At 72.9% G+C, this 13,240-nt stretch carries 17 protein-coding genes; 10 read left to right on the top strand and 7 right to left on the bottom strand.

Features of this window, described 5'->3' with window-relative positions:
- Positions 1-5: 5 nt before the first annotated feature.
- Positions 6-647: a class I SAM-dependent methyltransferase gene (locus AW273_RS30050; RefSeq protein WP_062355455.1), complete on the top strand. Its 642-nt coding sequence runs from the start codon at positions 6-8 to the stop codon at positions 645-647.
- Here the strand turns inward: AW273_RS30050 and AW273_RS30045 are convergent.
- Complete coding sequence (locus AW273_RS30045; protein ID WP_232327669.1) at positions 616-1,320, bottom strand: TSUP family transporter; 705 nt, start codon at positions 1,318-1,320, stop codon at positions 616-618. The genes AW273_RS30050 and AW273_RS30045 overlap by 32 nt on opposite strands.
- A gap of 194 nt (positions 1,321-1,514) precedes the next feature.
- Here AW273_RS30045 and AW273_RS30040 point away from each other — a divergent pair, with 194 nt between their 5' ends.
- Positions 1,515-1,985, top strand: coding sequence for a DUF5946 family protein (locus AW273_RS30040; RefSeq protein WP_157556308.1), 471 nt, complete (start codon positions 1,515-1,517; stop codon positions 1,983-1,985).
- On the opposite strand, the gene AW273_RS30035 is transcribed toward AW273_RS30040, so the two are convergent.
- Complete coding sequence (locus AW273_RS30035; protein ID WP_232327668.1) at positions 1,969-2,499, bottom strand: ATP-binding protein; 531 nt, start codon at positions 2,497-2,499, stop codon at positions 1,969-1,971. The two genes, AW273_RS30040 and AW273_RS30035, sit on opposite strands and share 17 nt — an antisense overlap.
- A 128-nt stretch (positions 2,500-2,627) precedes the next feature.
- Positions 2,628-3,074, bottom strand: coding sequence for a MarR family winged helix-turn-helix transcriptional regulator (locus tag AW273_RS30030; protein WP_062355450.1), 447 nt, complete (start codon positions 3,072-3,074; stop codon positions 2,628-2,630).
- A 76-nt stretch (positions 3,075-3,150) separates the two neighbouring features.
- Here AW273_RS30030 and AW273_RS30025 point away from each other — a divergent pair, with 76 nt between their 5' ends.
- Positions 3,151-3,915 carry an SDR family NAD(P)-dependent oxidoreductase gene (locus tag AW273_RS30025; RefSeq protein ID WP_062355447.1) on the top strand — a complete coding sequence of 255 codons (765 nt, stop codon included), beginning with the start codon at positions 3,151-3,153 and terminating at the stop codon, positions 3,913-3,915.
- Here the strand turns inward: AW273_RS30025 and AW273_RS30020 are convergent.
- From AW273_RS30020 to AW273_RS30010, 3 genes are read right to left on the bottom strand one after another with little or no spacing between them, the layout of a single operon-like run.
- Complete coding sequence (locus AW273_RS30020) at positions 3,882-4,571, bottom strand: NADPH-dependent F420 reductase (RefSeq protein WP_062355444.1); 690 nt, start codon at positions 4,569-4,571, stop codon at positions 3,882-3,884. The two genes, AW273_RS30025 and AW273_RS30020, sit on opposite strands and share 34 nt — an antisense overlap.
- Complete coding sequence (locus AW273_RS30015; protein ID WP_062355441.1) at positions 4,568-5,605, bottom strand: LLM class flavin-dependent oxidoreductase; 1,038 nt, start codon at positions 5,603-5,605, stop codon at positions 4,568-4,570. Before AW273_RS30015 ends, AW273_RS30020 begins: the two co-directional genes overlap by 4 nt.
- Positions 5,602-6,642: an LLM class flavin-dependent oxidoreductase gene (locus AW273_RS30010; protein ID WP_198168434.1), complete on the bottom strand. Its 1,041-nt coding sequence runs from the start codon at positions 6,640-6,642 to the stop codon at positions 5,602-5,604. Before AW273_RS30010 ends, AW273_RS30015 begins: the two co-directional genes overlap by 4 nt.
- Positions 6,643-6,714: 72 nt before the next feature.
- Here AW273_RS30010 and AW273_RS30005 point away from each other — a divergent pair, with 72 nt between their 5' ends.
- Together AW273_RS30005 and AW273_RS30000 are read left to right on the top strand one after the other, a co-directional pair.
- Positions 6,715-7,200, top strand: coding sequence for a MarR family winged helix-turn-helix transcriptional regulator (locus AW273_RS30005; protein ID WP_062355434.1), 486 nt, complete (start codon positions 6,715-6,717; stop codon positions 7,198-7,200).
- A gap of 536 nt (positions 7,201-7,736) precedes the next feature.
- On the top strand, positions 7,737-7,991 hold the full coding sequence (locus AW273_RS30000) for a MerR family transcriptional regulator (protein WP_083950153.1): 255 nt from the start codon (positions 7,737-7,739) through the stop codon (positions 7,989-7,991).
- A gap of 395 nt (positions 7,992-8,386) precedes the next feature.
- On the opposite strand, the gene AW273_RS29995 is transcribed toward AW273_RS30000, so the two are convergent.
- Positions 8,387-9,118: a DUF7873 family protein gene (locus AW273_RS29995; RefSeq protein WP_062355618.1), complete on the bottom strand. Its 732-nt coding sequence runs from the start codon at positions 9,116-9,118 to the stop codon at positions 8,387-8,389.
- A 93-nt stretch (positions 9,119-9,211) separates the two neighbouring features.
- Here AW273_RS29995 and AW273_RS29990 point away from each other — a divergent pair, with 93 nt between their 5' ends.
- The 5 genes from AW273_RS29990 to AW273_RS37565 are packed head-to-tail and all read left to right on the top strand — an operon-like array spanning position 9,212 to position 13,212.
- Positions 9,212-9,733: an RNA polymerase sigma factor gene (locus tag AW273_RS29990; RefSeq protein ID WP_062355428.1), complete on the top strand. Its 522-nt coding sequence runs from the start codon at positions 9,212-9,214 to the stop codon at positions 9,731-9,733.
- Positions 9,730-10,494: a zf-HC2 domain-containing protein gene (locus tag AW273_RS29985; protein WP_062355425.1), complete on the top strand. Its 765-nt coding sequence runs from the start codon at positions 9,730-9,732 to the stop codon at positions 10,492-10,494. Before AW273_RS29990 ends, AW273_RS29985 begins: the two co-directional genes overlap by 4 nt.
- The gene (locus tag AW273_RS29980; RefSeq protein ID WP_062355421.1) at positions 10,479-11,327 is read left to right on the top strand and encodes an ABC transporter ATP-binding protein; all 849 of its coding nucleotides are present in this window, start codon (positions 10,479-10,481) and stop codon (positions 11,325-11,327) included. Before AW273_RS29985 ends, AW273_RS29980 begins: the two co-directional genes overlap by 16 nt.
- Positions 11,324-12,676: a hypothetical protein gene (locus AW273_RS29975; RefSeq protein ID WP_062355419.1), complete on the top strand. Its 1,353-nt coding sequence runs from the start codon at positions 11,324-11,326 to the stop codon at positions 12,674-12,676. The genes AW273_RS29980 and AW273_RS29975 overlap by 4 nt, the downstream gene beginning before the upstream one ends.
- Positions 12,673-13,212 carry a hypothetical protein gene (locus tag AW273_RS37565; protein ID WP_062355416.1) on the top strand — a complete coding sequence of 180 codons (540 nt, stop codon included), beginning with the start codon at positions 12,673-12,675 and terminating at the stop codon, positions 13,210-13,212. The genes AW273_RS29975 and AW273_RS37565 overlap by 4 nt, the downstream gene beginning before the upstream one ends.
- Positions 13,213-13,240 lie beyond the last annotated feature (28 nt).

Below are 13,240 nucleotides of genomic sequence, written 5' to 3'. Positions count from 1 at the left end.
GAGTAATGCCGAAGCTCTTCGCCAGGATGTGGCCGCGTCAGCGGCAGACCATGGACCGCCGGGGGATGACCGAGCACCGCCGCGCCCTGCTGGCGGGGTTGTCAGGGCAGGTCGTGGAGGTCGGGGCGGGGGACGGCGCGAACTTCGCGCACTATCCGCCGGCCGTCACGCGGGTGCTGGCGGTGGAGCCGGAGGCCCTGCTGCGGCGGCACGCCGCCGCCTCGGCCGCGGCCGCGCCGGTACCCGTGGAGGTGAGCGCGGGGACGGCGAGCCGGTTGCCGGCGCTCGACGCCAGTGCCGACGCCGTGGTGTTCTGCCTGGTCCTGTGCTCGGTTCCCGATGTCGGCCAGGCGCTGGCCGAGGCCAGGCGGGTGCTGCGGCCCGGGGGTGAGCTGCGGTTCCTGGAGCACGGGAGGGCCGACACCACCGGTCTGGTCCGCATGCAGCGCGCCCTCGACGCCACGATCTGGCCCCCGCTCGCGGGGGGCTGCCACACCAACCGTGACGCCGTCGCGTCGCTGGAGCGCGGCGGGTTCACGGTCACCGGCGTGCACCGCTACAACTTCCCGCCGGTCCGCACGCCGTGGTCGTTCCACGCGCGGGGCACCGCCACGGTCAGCCCCGCAGGCCCTTCGCCAGCGTCGTGAGGCCACCGGCCAGCGCGAGCGACAGGACGATCCACCGGGCGGGGCGTTCGGGCACGTGGCGGGCCAGCACCGATCCGGCGGCCAGCCCGGCCGCGATACCGGCGGCGACCAGGGCCCACGTGGGGCCGTCGAGCCGGGGGAGTCCCTTGGCGGCGATCGAGAAGACGTTGACGACGACGCCGTAGAACTGGGCGTTGGGGACGAACTCGCGTACCGTCCAGCCGGCGTTGACGGCGTACAGGGAGACGGCGGGGCCGCCCACACCGGCCGAGGCGTTGAGGAGACCACTCGCGGCGCCGGCCGCGAGCGCGCCGCCGCGCCCGCGCAGCGACCGTATCCGGGCCCCGCTCATCACGAGCAGGGCGGCGGCGCTGACCAGCGCCCCGGTGACGGCGAGCAGCGCGGGTTCGGGCAGGCTACGGGAGATCCAGGCCCCGGCCGGTACGGCCGCCGCCGCCGCGGCCACCAGCGGGATCATCGCCCCGGGCCGGACCGACCGCCAGGTGCCGAGGAGTCCGGCGGCGCTGATGACCAGCGCGCCGCAGTTGGCCAGCCGCACCCCTTCGGCGGGGCCCAGCAGGAGCGCCATCGCGGGCACGCCGACCAGCGCGAACCCGATCCCGGCGAGGCGCTGCACGGACGCCCCCAGCACGACGATCCCGAACAGCAACACGCACCCCAGCCTCACGAACCGGGCCCGTCCCGCTCAACCGAATTTCACCTTTCGGACATCTCGCACCGCAAAGCCGGCTGTACAACCACCGGTCCGCAGCAGCGTCCCGCCCCGCCCGCGACGGCCTCGCGGAGGTCGGCCGCCACCCGGCGGTAGAGCACGTCGCGCTCGTCGACCCACCTATGATCCAGGTCATGACGGATCACTGTGACTGCGGGGCGCCCGCCGGGCCGCTGGGCCGGTGCGCCGACTACTACTACGCGATCCTGGCCGAGGAGCAGGCCGACCCGGACATGTACCGCTGGCACAACCCCGTCGTCTGCTCCTACCTGCTGCAACACCCGGCCGAGGGCCACGCCAAACACCTCGACGTGCAGTTCCGCTGGCTGCAACTGCTGCTCGACCAGGGGGTCGACGCGGTGGTCCGGGTCGCGGCCCACCAGGTCGCGCGCAACCGGCACACCTCGCGCCGGGGCTACGACATGACGCCGTTCGAGAAGTACGAGCCGCTGCCACCGGGCGCGGCGGCGACGGACTTCCGGGCCTCGTTCAGCACGCTTCCCGTCGTCGACGGCAGTTTCGTGTTCGACGGCGCCGAGGCCTACGGGCGGCGTGTGGAGGCCATCGCGGCGGCGACCGTCGAGCGGCTCAGCGGTCGAACCTGACCTCTTTGAGCCGGTCGGCGCCGGCCCGGGTCAGCACGTGGGCCGTGCGGGCGGGCGCCGGGTCTCCCTGCTGTACGCGGCCCAGCAGCCGCCCCCACCTGCGGAGGTGCCGGCCGAAGGCGGCCCTGGGCACCACCCGCCCCCGGTCGTGCTGCCCGGCCATCGCCAGGCCGGGCGGGGTATCGAGCATCAGCAGGTGGAGCCGGGTGCCGCGCCGGACGGCCAGCCAGGCCAGCACGTGGAGGGCGAAGACGCCGCAGCCCCGGTTGTGGGCGATCACCGGGCCGGTGCGCATGGCCCGGGAGATGCGCGACATGTGGGTGAACCAGGTGATCGCGGTGCGCACGGGTTTGGGCGCCCAGGGGATGCGGCCCCTCCAGTGGAGCCGCGACTGGTAGCTGTCGATGACGGTCAGGCCGCCGCGGCCGACGGGCCGGGTCTCCTCGCCGCTGAGGGCGTAGAGGCGGCGCAGCAGTGTGGTCTTCCCGGCGCCCGGCAGGCCGGTCAGGATCACCAACGATCCCGGCGGATAACTCAGTGTGTCGGCCGTCCTGCCGGCGGCCGGTACCCCCAGGGTCAAGCTGTCCCCTCCCGTTGTCCTTCATGATGGCGAAGAAATCGGGGCGGTGGGCACACCCGGGCTCAGTCGGCGAGGGCGACCTTCTCGATAGCGCGGGCCAGGCGGGCGACGTCGATGCCGTCGAGGTGGTCGAGCAGGTGCCGCCGCACGCTGGCCAGGTTGGTCGGCCAGGCCCGTTCGAGGCGGGCCAGGCCGGCGTCGGTGATGACGGCGTTCCAGCCCCGGGCGTCCTCGTCGCTCCTGACCCGTTCGATGAGGCCCTGTCTCTCCAGCACGTTGGCGATGCGGGTCATGCCGCTCAGCGACAACTCGCACGCGGTGGCGAGCTCGCCCATCCGCATCCGCCGCCGCGGGGCCTCCGACAGGCGCATCAGGGCGGTCCACTCGATCAGCGGGAGCTGCTGCTCGCGCACCATGTCGGCGTCGATCGCCCGGGGGAGGGCGTACATGAGCCGGGGCAGCGCGCGAACCAGCGCGTCCTCGTCGGGGGAGAGCGGTCGTGTGGTCATCCCCACATGTTAGTTGCTTCACGAAGGAAGTAATGTATTTTTTTGACGAAGCAACTATTACTCGGGGAGGACTCCGATGGGATCACTGGACGGGAAGGTCGTGCTGATCACCGGCACCGCCGGAGGGCAGGGCCGCGTCGCGGCGCTGGCCTTCGCCCGCGAGGGGGCAAAGGTGGTCGGGTGTGACATCCAGACCGCCGCCAACGACGAGACGGCGGAGCTGGTGCGCCGGGCGGGCGGGGAGATGACCGGCGTCGCGCCGATCGACCTGACCGACCCGGAGCAGGCGCGACGGGTCGTCGAGGAGGCCGTCGCGGCCTACGGCGGGCTCGACGTCGTCTACAACAACGCGGCCCTGCCGCGCTTCGGGCCGCTGCCCGGCTTCTCGGTCGACGACTGGCACACCACCATCGCGGGCGAGCTCGACATCCCCTTCTTCGTGTCGAAGTTCGCCTGGCCGCACCTGGTGGCGCGCGGCGGCGGCGTCATCGTCAACGTGGCGTCCATGGCCGGCCTGATCGCCGGCGAGGTGCCGCCGATGGTCGCGCACGCCGCGGCGAACGCCGGGGTCATCGGCATGACCCGTCAGCTCGCGCTCGAAGGCGCGCCCCACGGGATCCGCGCGGTGGCCGTCAGCCCGGGGCCGGTGCTGACCCCGGCCAGCGAGCGGGATCTGGGCGACGACCGGGCGGCCCGTGCGGCGATCACGCGCAAGACGCTGCTCAAGCGGTTCGCCCGGCCGGAGGAGATCGTCGAGCTGGTGGTCTTCCTCGCCTCCGACCGGGCGGCCTACATCACGGGCGCCAACTACATGGTCGACGGGGGCGCGACCGCCTGGTGACGGGCCCGCTCCGACTGCGGGAACCGGGCCAGCATCGCGCGTAGTTCGCCGGCCTCGACGTTGGCCCCGAACGGCTCGGTTCCCGGCTCCATCCGCACCCCCTCGGCGAGCGGCCCGGCGACGACGGGGTCGAAGCCGAGGGCGTCGACGATCCCGGCGACGGCCGCCACGTCGCCGGGGTCGTCCCCGGCCACGCCGATGGCCCGGCGGCCGGGCGCGCCCGCGGGCAGCGCGCCGTCCTCCAGGTCGTGGTAGCCCATGTGGTTGAACGCCTTGACCACCCGCGCGCCCGCCAGGAACTCCTGGACGATCTCGCTGGTGGTCGTGCGCGGGTCGGTCAGGTCGTCGCGCACGCCGTCGACCTCCCACCAGTAGTTCATCGCGTCGATGACGAGCTTGCCGTCGAGCGCCCGTGCCGGGATGTTCCGGTGTTTGCCGAGCGGCAGGGCCAGCACGACCACGTCGGCCCCGGCCGCCGCCTCCTGCGCGGTGACCACGGTCGCGCCCGGGGTGAGCACCTCGACGATGAGGGCGATCTTGGCGGGGTCGCCCGAGCCCGCGATGAGCACGCGGTATCCGGCCGCCAGCGCCAGCCGGGCCAGGACGGTGCCGACCTTGCCCGCGCCGAGAATGCCGATCGTCTGTATTTCGGTCATGACCGGTCGCCCAGGAGGTCGCGGACCATCGGGATGACCTTGCCGCCGAACAGCTCCACGGCCTTGGTGCGGGCGGCGACCGGCTGCGGGCCGACGCTGTAGATGAGGTCGAACCGGGCGACCCCGAGCGCGTCGACGGCCCGGGCGATCTTGCGGGCGACGGTCTCGGGCGAGCCGATGTAGAGGGAGCCGTGGGCGATCTCGGCGTCGTACTCCGACCGGCTGATCGGCGGCCAGCCCCGGGTGGCGCCGATCCGGTCGCGCATCACCTTGTAGCCCGGCCAGAACCCCTCGCGCGCCTCCTCGTCGGTGTCGGCGACGAAGCCCGGCGAGTGCATGCCGACCGGGTGGGCGGTGGTGCCGAACTGCTCGGCGGCCCGCTTGTACAAATCGATGTAGGGCACGAAGCGGTCGGGGGCGCCGCCGATGATGGCGAGCATGAGCGGCAGGTCGTAGTGGGCGGTGCGGACGACCGACTGGGGCGAGCCGCCGACGCCGACCCACGTCGACAGGCGGCCCGACTCGGTCTTGGGGTAGACGTCGGCCTGGTCGAGCGGGGCGCGGACGGTGCCGCTCCAGGTGACGGGCCGCTCGTCGAGGAGCTTGACGAACAGCTCGATCTTCTCCTCGAACAGCTTGTCGTAGTCGGCCAGGTCGTAGCCGAACAGCGGGAAGGACTCGGTGAAGGAGCCGCGTCCGAGGATCACCTCGGCCCGGCCGTTCGACAACGCGTCGACGGTGGCGAAGCGCTGGAACACCCGGACGGGGTCGTCGGAGCTCAGCACGGTCACGCCGGAGGCCAGGCGGATGCGCGAGGTGCGGGTGGCGATGCCGGCCAGCACGGTCTCGGGTGTGGAGATCGAGTATTCGGGGCGGTGGTGCTCGCCCAGGGCGATCACGTCGACGCCGAGCTCGTCGGCGATCACCGCCTCGTCGAGGACCTGGCGGATGGCCGCGGCGTGGGACAGGGGGGCGCCGGAGCCGTCCGACGGCACGTCGCCGAAGGTGTCCAGGCCGAAGGTGATGTCGCTCATGCGCTTCTTTTCTGCGAGGAGGAGAGGAGTTCGCGGACACGGGGGGCGACGTCGCGGCCGAGCAGCTCGATCGTGCGGGCGCGGGCGTCGCGGGGGAGCCGCATGATGTCGTATTTGAGGTCGAAGCGGCTGAGCCGCAGGTCGCGGGCGGTTCTTGCGATCTTCTGCGCGACGGTCTCGGGGGAGCCGACGTAGAGGGCGCCGTGGTCGAGTTCGGCTTCGAAGCGGTCGCGGGTGGGGGCGTAGAAGCCGCGTTCGGCCGCGAGTGCCGCCACGACGGGCTGCCAGTAGGTCCACCACGTCTCCCTGGCCTCCTCGTCGGTGTCGGCGACCAGGCCCAGGGAGTGTTGCCCGATCGGCAGCTCCGGGCGGCCCACGCGCCGCAGCGCGGTGAGGTAGAGGTCGACGTTGCCGGCGAAGCGCTGAGGCCGTCCGCCGATGACCGCCATCATGAGCGGCAGGCCGTGGCGGGCGGCGCGGAGCACCGAGGCGGGGCTGCCGCCGACGCCGATCCAGGTGGGAATGCCTCCCGGGCGCATGCGGGGGCGGGGGGCGTACCGGAGCAGCGGGGTTCTGACCGTGCCCGACCAGGTCACCTCCTCCTCGTGTTCGAGCCGGAGGAACAGGTCGAGCTTCTCCTCGAACAACCGCTCGTAGTCGGCCAGGTCGTAGCCGAACAGCGGGAACGACTCGGTGGCCGAGGCGCGGCCGAGCACGATGCGGGCCCGGCCGCCGGACACCGCGTCGAGGGTGGCGAACTCGTGGTGGAGCCGCACCGGGTCGTTGGTGCTCAGCACGGTCACCGAGGTGCCGAGCGCGATGCGGCCGGTGGCCGTGGCGATGGCGGCCAGCAGGACCGGCGTGGCCGAGTCGGTGTGGCCCTCGCGGTAGTGCTCGCCCAGGCTGAACACGTCGAGCCCGGAGGCCTCGGCGAGGCGGGCCTCCTCGACGATCAGCCGCACGGTCTCGGCGTCGGACAGGGTCCGTCCGCCGTCCGTGGCGACCTCCCCGAAGGAGTTCAGCCCTAGTTCGAACATGTCGTGCCTCAACGTCATATGCTCGGAAATGATTGACGTGTCAATTATATTCCCGGCGGGGAGGAGACCACGTTGACGCAGCGCAGAGGCCGGTTCCCCACCCGGGAGGAACTGCGGATCTGGCGGGATTTCATCGAGACGACGGAGGCGCTGCGGGCCGCGATGGCCGCCCGGCTGCAGAGCGAGTCGGGTTTGTCGACGGGCGACTACAGCGTCCTGCTCGCGCTGACCGAGGCTGAGAACGGCCGGCTGCGCTCCTCGGAGCTGGCGGCGACGATCGGCTGGGAGCGCAGCCGCCTGTCCCACCACCTGGGGCGCATGGACCGGCGCGGCCTGATCCGGCGGGAGAACTGCACGAGCGACAACCGGGGCGCGGAGGCCGTGCTCACCGAGGAGGGCGCCGCCGCCTTCCACCGGGCGACCGTCCCGCACCTGCGCGCCATCCGCGAACTGTTCGTCGACGGCCTCACACCCGCGCAGATCCGGGCGGCCGGCGACCTGGCCGCCGCACTCGGGGACCACCTGATCCTTGACCGGGAGAAGGAAGAAAATCTGTAGTCGTCGCGATAGACATTCGGCGACGCGGGGGATAAGGTTTGTATCAGCGTAAGAGAAGAAACCACGAGGGCAGGGCAGCACGAGCATCACGACGACCTGCCTGGACGAGCGTGGAAGCAGTAACGATGCGGAGGAGGCGGAAGGTCGGACCGTCGCGGCCGGCGAAGTCAGACAGGGCCGGGACGGTGGACGCGCCGCCGTTGCACGAATCAGGCGCCGACGGTTGAGGCGCCGAAGCAGAGATAACCGGAAAGGAGTGTTGAACGCCATCAGGGATCGCCCGTCGCCGGCCGCTTTCGGCCGCACGGGTACCGGAGCTCCATGAACAGGATGGTGGTCTACGGTCACGCATATGCGATCCACGCACATAGGTGAACCGGCCGACATGGCCGGTGGATGGTGTTAAACCTCTGGGCCCCGGCGCATCACCGCGCCGGGGCCCCTGTTCGCGTTTTCAGGAAGGTTGAGTGGATCAAGCACATCAGGCGTCAGCCTCAGAACAACGGTTCGACGATGAGGACTATCCCGCGTACAGCATGGGCCGGGCCGCCGAGATCCTCGGTGTCACCCCGGCCTTCCTCCGCAGTCTCGGCGCCGCCAAGCTGATCGAGCCGCTGCGCAGCGAGGGAGGTCACCGCCGCTTCTCCCGCTATCAGCTCCGGCTGGCCGCCCGCGCCCGCGAACTCGTCGACGGCGGCACCCCGGTGGAGGCGGCGTGCCGCATCATCATCCTGGAAGACCAGCTCGCCGAGGCGCTGCGCATGAACGAGGAACTCCGCCGGCGCGACTGACACCCGCGAACGGCGGTGGCCCCCAGGAAATACCCTGAATCCCGGGGGCCGTTACGCCGCCACATCGCGGTGCCGGAGCCTTTGAAGGCCACGGATCACGGTCATGTCGTCCGCTCTTCCGTTGAGCTACGGGCGCAGGGAGAGCACCCGGTGGGATTCGAACCCCCAACCTGACGACTTTCGTCCGTGACCGGTCGCTCCGGCGACCGGCGGCAATGCTGAGTCTGGAGCGAGAGCCTGAGTTTGAACGGCTGCCTCTACCGGTTGGGCCACCCCCGCGTGGGATGCGGGGGGCAGGATTCGAACCTGCGCTGTCACCGTCGTTCAGTCGTGATGCTTCAGTTTCAGCTTGCGCTCATCGCGCACCCCGCCCTCGCGGGCGGGGGTCCTTGGGGTCATCCGAGCAGGTAACCGAACAGCGCCTCACCGATCCGCTGGTCGGTGATCTCGGTGCCGTTGGCCTCCTCGCGGGCGAACTTCACCGCCTCCTGCAACTTGGTCAGCCGGGTCAGCAGTTCGTTGACGCGCCGCTGGGGCAGCGCCCCGGAGAAGGCGACGCGCGTCCAGTAGCCGACGACGACGTCCTCGGTGAAGACCTGCACCTGGGCCGGGTGCTTGTCGGTCGCCTCGGCGAGCACGTGGTTGCGCGGCACCTTCTTGGTCCGGGTGGTGCGGACCGGCTCGGTGCGCCAGGTGTCGGTGTTGCCGTCGAGCGACCAGGTCTCCGACGGGTCGAGCGTGGGCAGCCGGGAGATGAGGCCGTGCAGGTCGGTGAGCTGCTTCTCCAGGAACAGCAGGTAGGTCACCGGCACGTCGCGGACCAGGACCGTCCCGTCGACGACGACGTCGGCCTTGGCCGAGCAGTTGGCCACGTCCTTGGTCGCGGTGACGTCGAACAGCCGGGTCAGGGTGACCGTGACGTCCCGCAGAACCTGTTCGGCCTGCACCTGCACGCGCGTCGACTCGGGCGGGAGCTGCTCGCCCTCGTCGTCGATCGGCTGGTAGGTGCGCGAGATGCCGGACAGCAGCGGCGCCTTCTGGATGAGGGTGTTGGCGTCCGTCACCTTGCGCTGGACGTCGGCCTTGACGCCTTTCTCGACGGCCAGGATCTGGTTGAGCTTGGTCACGAACATGACGGTAGCGGGTGAGCTCGCCGGAGTTCACCCGAATTGTTCAGGTCCGGCGGAACCTTTCGCGGCCCTTCCCGCGATAGGGGGTGTATGAGCCCAGACAGCGACGACGCCGCCTTGCTGGCCGCCGTGGCGGGCGGCGAGATGGAGGCGCTGCGTGTCCTGCACCACCGCCACGCGCCCTGGTTGCGGGCGCGGCTGGCGCGGCGGTGCGGCGATCCCGACCTGGTGCAGAGCGCGGTGCAGGACACGTTCGTGGCGGTCTGGCAGGACGCCGGCCGCTATCGGCCCTCCGAGGGCGCGGCGGGAGCGTGGTTGTGGACGATCGCGATCCGCAGGCTGGTCAGCGCGCTGCGCGGCCGTCCGGCCCCCGTGACCGGCAAGCCGGGTGTGACCGAGTCGGCCGAGGACCTGGTCCTGCGGGCGGTCGAGCATGGCGACCTGGGGACCGCGTTGTCCCGGCTGTCGCCCGACCTGCGGGCGGCGATCCAGGCGACGATCCTCGACGGCCTGACCGTGAAGGAGGCCGCGCACCTGCTCGGCGTCCCGGAAGGCACCGTGAAGACCCGTGTGATGCGGGCCAAGGCCCAGCTCAGGGAGTTGCTCACATGAACGAGTGGCACGTGCCCGACGATCTGCGAGCGGCCTATCTGGGCGGCGGGCTGCCGGACGCGACGGCCATGTCGGTCGAGGCCCACGTGGAGTCCTGTTCCGCCTGCCAGGCCGCCTTCCCCGCCGACGGCGCGTGGCTGGAGACCTCGTGGGCGGCGATCGCCGACGTCGTCGACCGGCCCCGGCCGCGCCCGCTGACCCGGTTCCTGACCGCGCTGGGGGTGCCCGGCCATGTGGCGGTGCTCCTGTCGGCGACACCGGGACTGGCCCGGTCGTGGCTGCTGGGGGTGGCGGGCGCGCTGGCGTTCGCGGTCTTCGCCGCGCACACCGCCGACCGGTCCATGATCGTCTTTCTGGCGGTGGCGCCGGTGCTGCCGCTGCTCGGCATCGCCGCCGCGGGCGCGCGGGCCGATTCGCTGTACGAGGTCATCGCCGCCGCGCCGATCCCGCGCACCCGGGTCGTGCTGCTGCGCGCGCTGGCCGTGCTGGTGACCGCGCTGCTGGTGACCGCGCTGGCGGCGCGCGCGCTGCCCGACTACACCGCAGCCTGGCTGCTGCCCGCCCTGGCGTTGTCGGGTGCGGTGCTCGCGCTCGGCACGCGGATCGCGCCGCACCACGCGTCGGCGCTGCTGACCTGCGGCTGGCTGGCGGTGGTGCTGGCCGGGCGGGAGGCCGTGTTCGCGGCGCCCGCGCAGACCGTCTACGCGGTCGTGCTCGTTCCGTTCATCTATCTGGGGGCACGTCGATGGAACCGACTCTGACCGTGCACGATCTGACCCGGCGGTTCGGCCGCCGGACCGCGCTGGAGGGGGTGTCGCTGGCGTTCGGCCGGGGCGTCACCGGCCTGCTCGGACCCAACGGGGCGGGGAAGACGACGCTGATCCGCGTCCTGGCGACCACGCTCGCGCCCGACGCGGGCCGCGTCGCGGCGTTCGGGCTCGACCCGGCCGACCGGGAGCAGCGCCTGGCGATCCGCCGCCGCCTCGGCTACCTGCCGCAGAGCCCGGGGGCGTATCCCCACTTCACGGCGTTCGAGCTGGTGGAGTACGTCGCGATCCTCAAGGAGATCGATGATCGGCGGGCCCGCCACGACGAGGTGCGCCGCGTTCTGGCCGAGGTCGACCTGGGCGACCGCGCCCACACGAAGGTCCGCAGGTTGTCGGGCGGGATGCGGCAGCGGCTGGCCCTGGCCCAGGCGCTGCTGGGCGACCCCGATCTGCTCATCCTCGACGAGCCGACCGTGGGGCTCGACCCGGAGCAGCGCATGCGGTTCCGGGCGCTGCTGTCGAGGCTGGGCGCGAGCCGTACCGTCCTGCTGTCGACCCACCAGACCGAGGACGTGACGACGCTGTGTGAGCGGGTCGTGGTGATGAGGACCGGCGGGGTCGTCTTCGAGGGCACCCCGGGCGAACTCGCCGCGCAGGCGGCCGGGCAGGTGTGGCTGACCACGACCCCGCCCGAGGGCACTTTCTGGCGCACCCCCGACGGCCGCTACCGCACCCTCGGCCACCGGCCGCCGGCGGCCGTGCCGGGGGAGCCGGGCGTCGAGGACGGCTACCTGCTGCTGCTCGGCGGGGAGCAGGTGGCGGCGTGACGCTCACCGTGTTCGAGCTGCGCCGGATGCTGCGCAATCCGCTGATCTGGGCGGCGGCCGTGCTCGCGATCGCCCTGGAGGGCGTGCGGGCGGCGCAGTGGTGGCCCGACCTGACCGTCGTGACCCTGCGCGCCGTCACCGCCTCGACGCTGGTGGCCGGGGCGGTCCTGGTCGCCGCCAATCTGGCGGCCGGGCGCGACCGCCGCTTCCCCGAGACCCTCGCCGCCCTGCCGGGCCGCGCGCCGTCGCGGACCCGCGCGGTCCTGCTGGCCGCGCCCGTGGTGGGCGCGCTCGCCGCCGCCGTGGTGATCGTCCCCCTGGTCCTGTACGGCCACCTGCGCGGCCCCGCCGCCGGATCGCTCGACGTGTGGGAGGCCCTCAACGGGGTGGCCCTGGCCGCGCTCGCGGCGACCGTGGGCGCGGCGCTGGCCCGCTGGACACCCTGGCCGTTCACCCCGCTTCTGGTGATCTTCGCTTTCCTGGCCCTGATCTTCGTCAACGGCCTGGGCGAATACGGCGGCTGGGCGCTCCCGTGGATCCCCCTGCACGACCCGACCCTCGGCCCGCGCCCGTCGGCGCTCCACCTGCTCTACCTGCTGCTGCTCGCGGTCGCCATCGGGGCCGTGGCCCTCCTGCGGCACGGCCTGCGGCTGGTCCCCGCGGCGGTGGCCGCCGTGGCGACGGCGATCGCGGTCCCGGCCATCGCCCAGGCCGACTACCTGCCCAAACCTCCGCCGGTGGCGTGCCGGCAGCTCGACGGGCTGAGCTTCTGCCCGCGGGCCGGATACGAGCCGTGGGTCGGGCGGTGGGCGGCGGCGCTGCGCCCGATCACGTCGGCGGTGCCGCCGGAGGCGCTGGCCGACATGCCGGCGCTGCGCCAGGACACCTTCGGCGGCCTGCCGCAGGTGTGGCTCACCGGCGTGACCGAGATGTCCGTCGCGGGCCGGGTCGCCACCGGCGTGGCCGGTCTGGAGGGCGGCCCGGCCTGCGGTAAGGCGCAGACCGTGGTGGCGTTGTGGCTGACCGGGCTGGTCTCCGGGCTGGAGGAGAGCGCGCCCGCCGACTGGACGCGCCCACCGGACCCGATCGAGAAGGGCCCGGGCTGGCACGAGTACCCGCTGACCGACAGCGGCAGGTCCTCCGTCAGCCCGGGACGGCTGCCGGGCGTGGTCTACGACGGCGCGGATCTCGTCAACGCCCGCGCCCTGCTGGCGGACCCGGGAGCGGCGGTCAAAGTGAGGGCGAACTGGGCGGTGCTCACCGACCCGGCGACCACGACCGAGCAGGCCGCGCCGCTGCTGGGCATCGCGCCGATCGGCGGCGCGAAGGCGTGCGGGGAGGCGGAGTGAACGGTGCGCTGGTGGTGCCGCTGGGCCGGGCGATCGACTGGGCGCCCCTCGCGGTGGCGGCGCCGCTCGCGGTCGCCGGGGCCTGGCTGGTCCCCGCCGAGTTCGGGGTCGCGGTGGTGCGGGCGGCGGGGGCCGTGCTCGCCTCGGCGGCGGCGTTCGCGCTGGTCGACGGGATGGCCGCGGCGACCGCGGCGACTCCGGTGCCGCGCTGGGTGCGTCAGTGGGCCCGCACGCTGATGGCCTCTCTCGTGGCGGGGGCGGCGTGGGCGCTGGCGTGGCGGCTGGCGGGGGTGCCGGGGGTGCTGGCCGGGGAGGCGGTGGTGGCGCTGCTGCTGGCGCTGGCCGGGGCCGGGTGGGCGGTGCGTCACGTGGAGGGGCGGGCGGTGGCGCTGGCGGGGGCCGTGCCGGTGCTGGCCTGCGGGGCGGGCACGTGGGCCACTCCCGGTCAGGGGTGGTGGCTGGCGGCCGGGCCGCTGGTGCTGGTCGTGGCGGTGGCTCACCGGGATGCGCGTCCGGTTCGGCCGAGCCGGCCGTGAGGGTGGACCGCCCGGGGTGGGCGGAGCC

Origin of the sequence: Herbidospora yilanensis (genome assembly GCF_001570565.1) — a bacterium.
GTDB lineage: Bacteria > Actinomycetota > Actinomycetes > Streptosporangiales > Streptosporangiaceae > Herbidospora > Herbidospora yilanensis.
This window is presented reverse-complemented; position numbering and strand designations above follow the sequence as displayed.

Excerpts from the sequence above, each read along its gene's own strand:
- AW273_RS30015 (WP_062355441.1), bottom strand. The coding sequence starts at position 5,605 with ATGAGCGACATCACCTTCGGCCTGGACACCTTCGGCGACGTGCCGTCG.
- AW273_RS30030 (WP_062355450.1), bottom strand. The coding sequence starts at position 3,074 with ATGACCACACGACCGCTCTCCCCCGACGAGGACGCGCTGGTTCGCGCG.
- AW273_RS29980 (WP_062355421.1), top strand. The coding sequence starts at position 10,479 with ATGGAACCGACTCTGACCGTGCACGATCTGACCCGGCGGTTCGGCCGC.
- AW273_RS30050 (WP_062355455.1), top strand. The coding sequence starts at position 6 with ATGCCGAAGCTCTTCGCCAGGATGTGGCCGCGTCAGCGGCAGACCATG.
- AW273_RS30040 (WP_157556308.1), top strand. The coding sequence starts at position 1,515 with ATGACGGATCACTGTGACTGCGGGGCGCCCGCCGGGCCGCTGGGCCGG.
- AW273_RS30025 (WP_062355447.1), top strand. The coding sequence starts at position 3,151 with ATGGGATCACTGGACGGGAAGGTCGTGCTGATCACCGGCACCGCCGGA.
- AW273_RS30000 (WP_083950153.1), top strand. The coding sequence starts at position 7,737 with ATGGGCCGGGCCGCCGAGATCCTCGGTGTCACCCCGGCCTTCCTCCGC.
- AW273_RS29985 (WP_062355425.1), top strand. The coding sequence starts at position 9,730 with ATGAACGAGTGGCACGTGCCCGACGATCTGCGAGCGGCCTATCTGGGC.
- AW273_RS30010 (WP_198168434.1), bottom strand. The coding sequence starts at position 6,642 with ATGTTCGAACTAGGGCTGAACTCCTTCGGGGAGGTCGCCACGGACGGC.
- AW273_RS29990 (WP_062355428.1), top strand. The coding sequence starts at position 9,212 with ATGAGCCCAGACAGCGACGACGCCGCCTTGCTGGCCGCCGTGGCGGGC.
- AW273_RS30020 (WP_062355444.1), bottom strand. The coding sequence starts at position 4,571 with ATGACCGAAATACAGACGATCGGCATTCTCGGCGCGGGCAAGGTCGGC.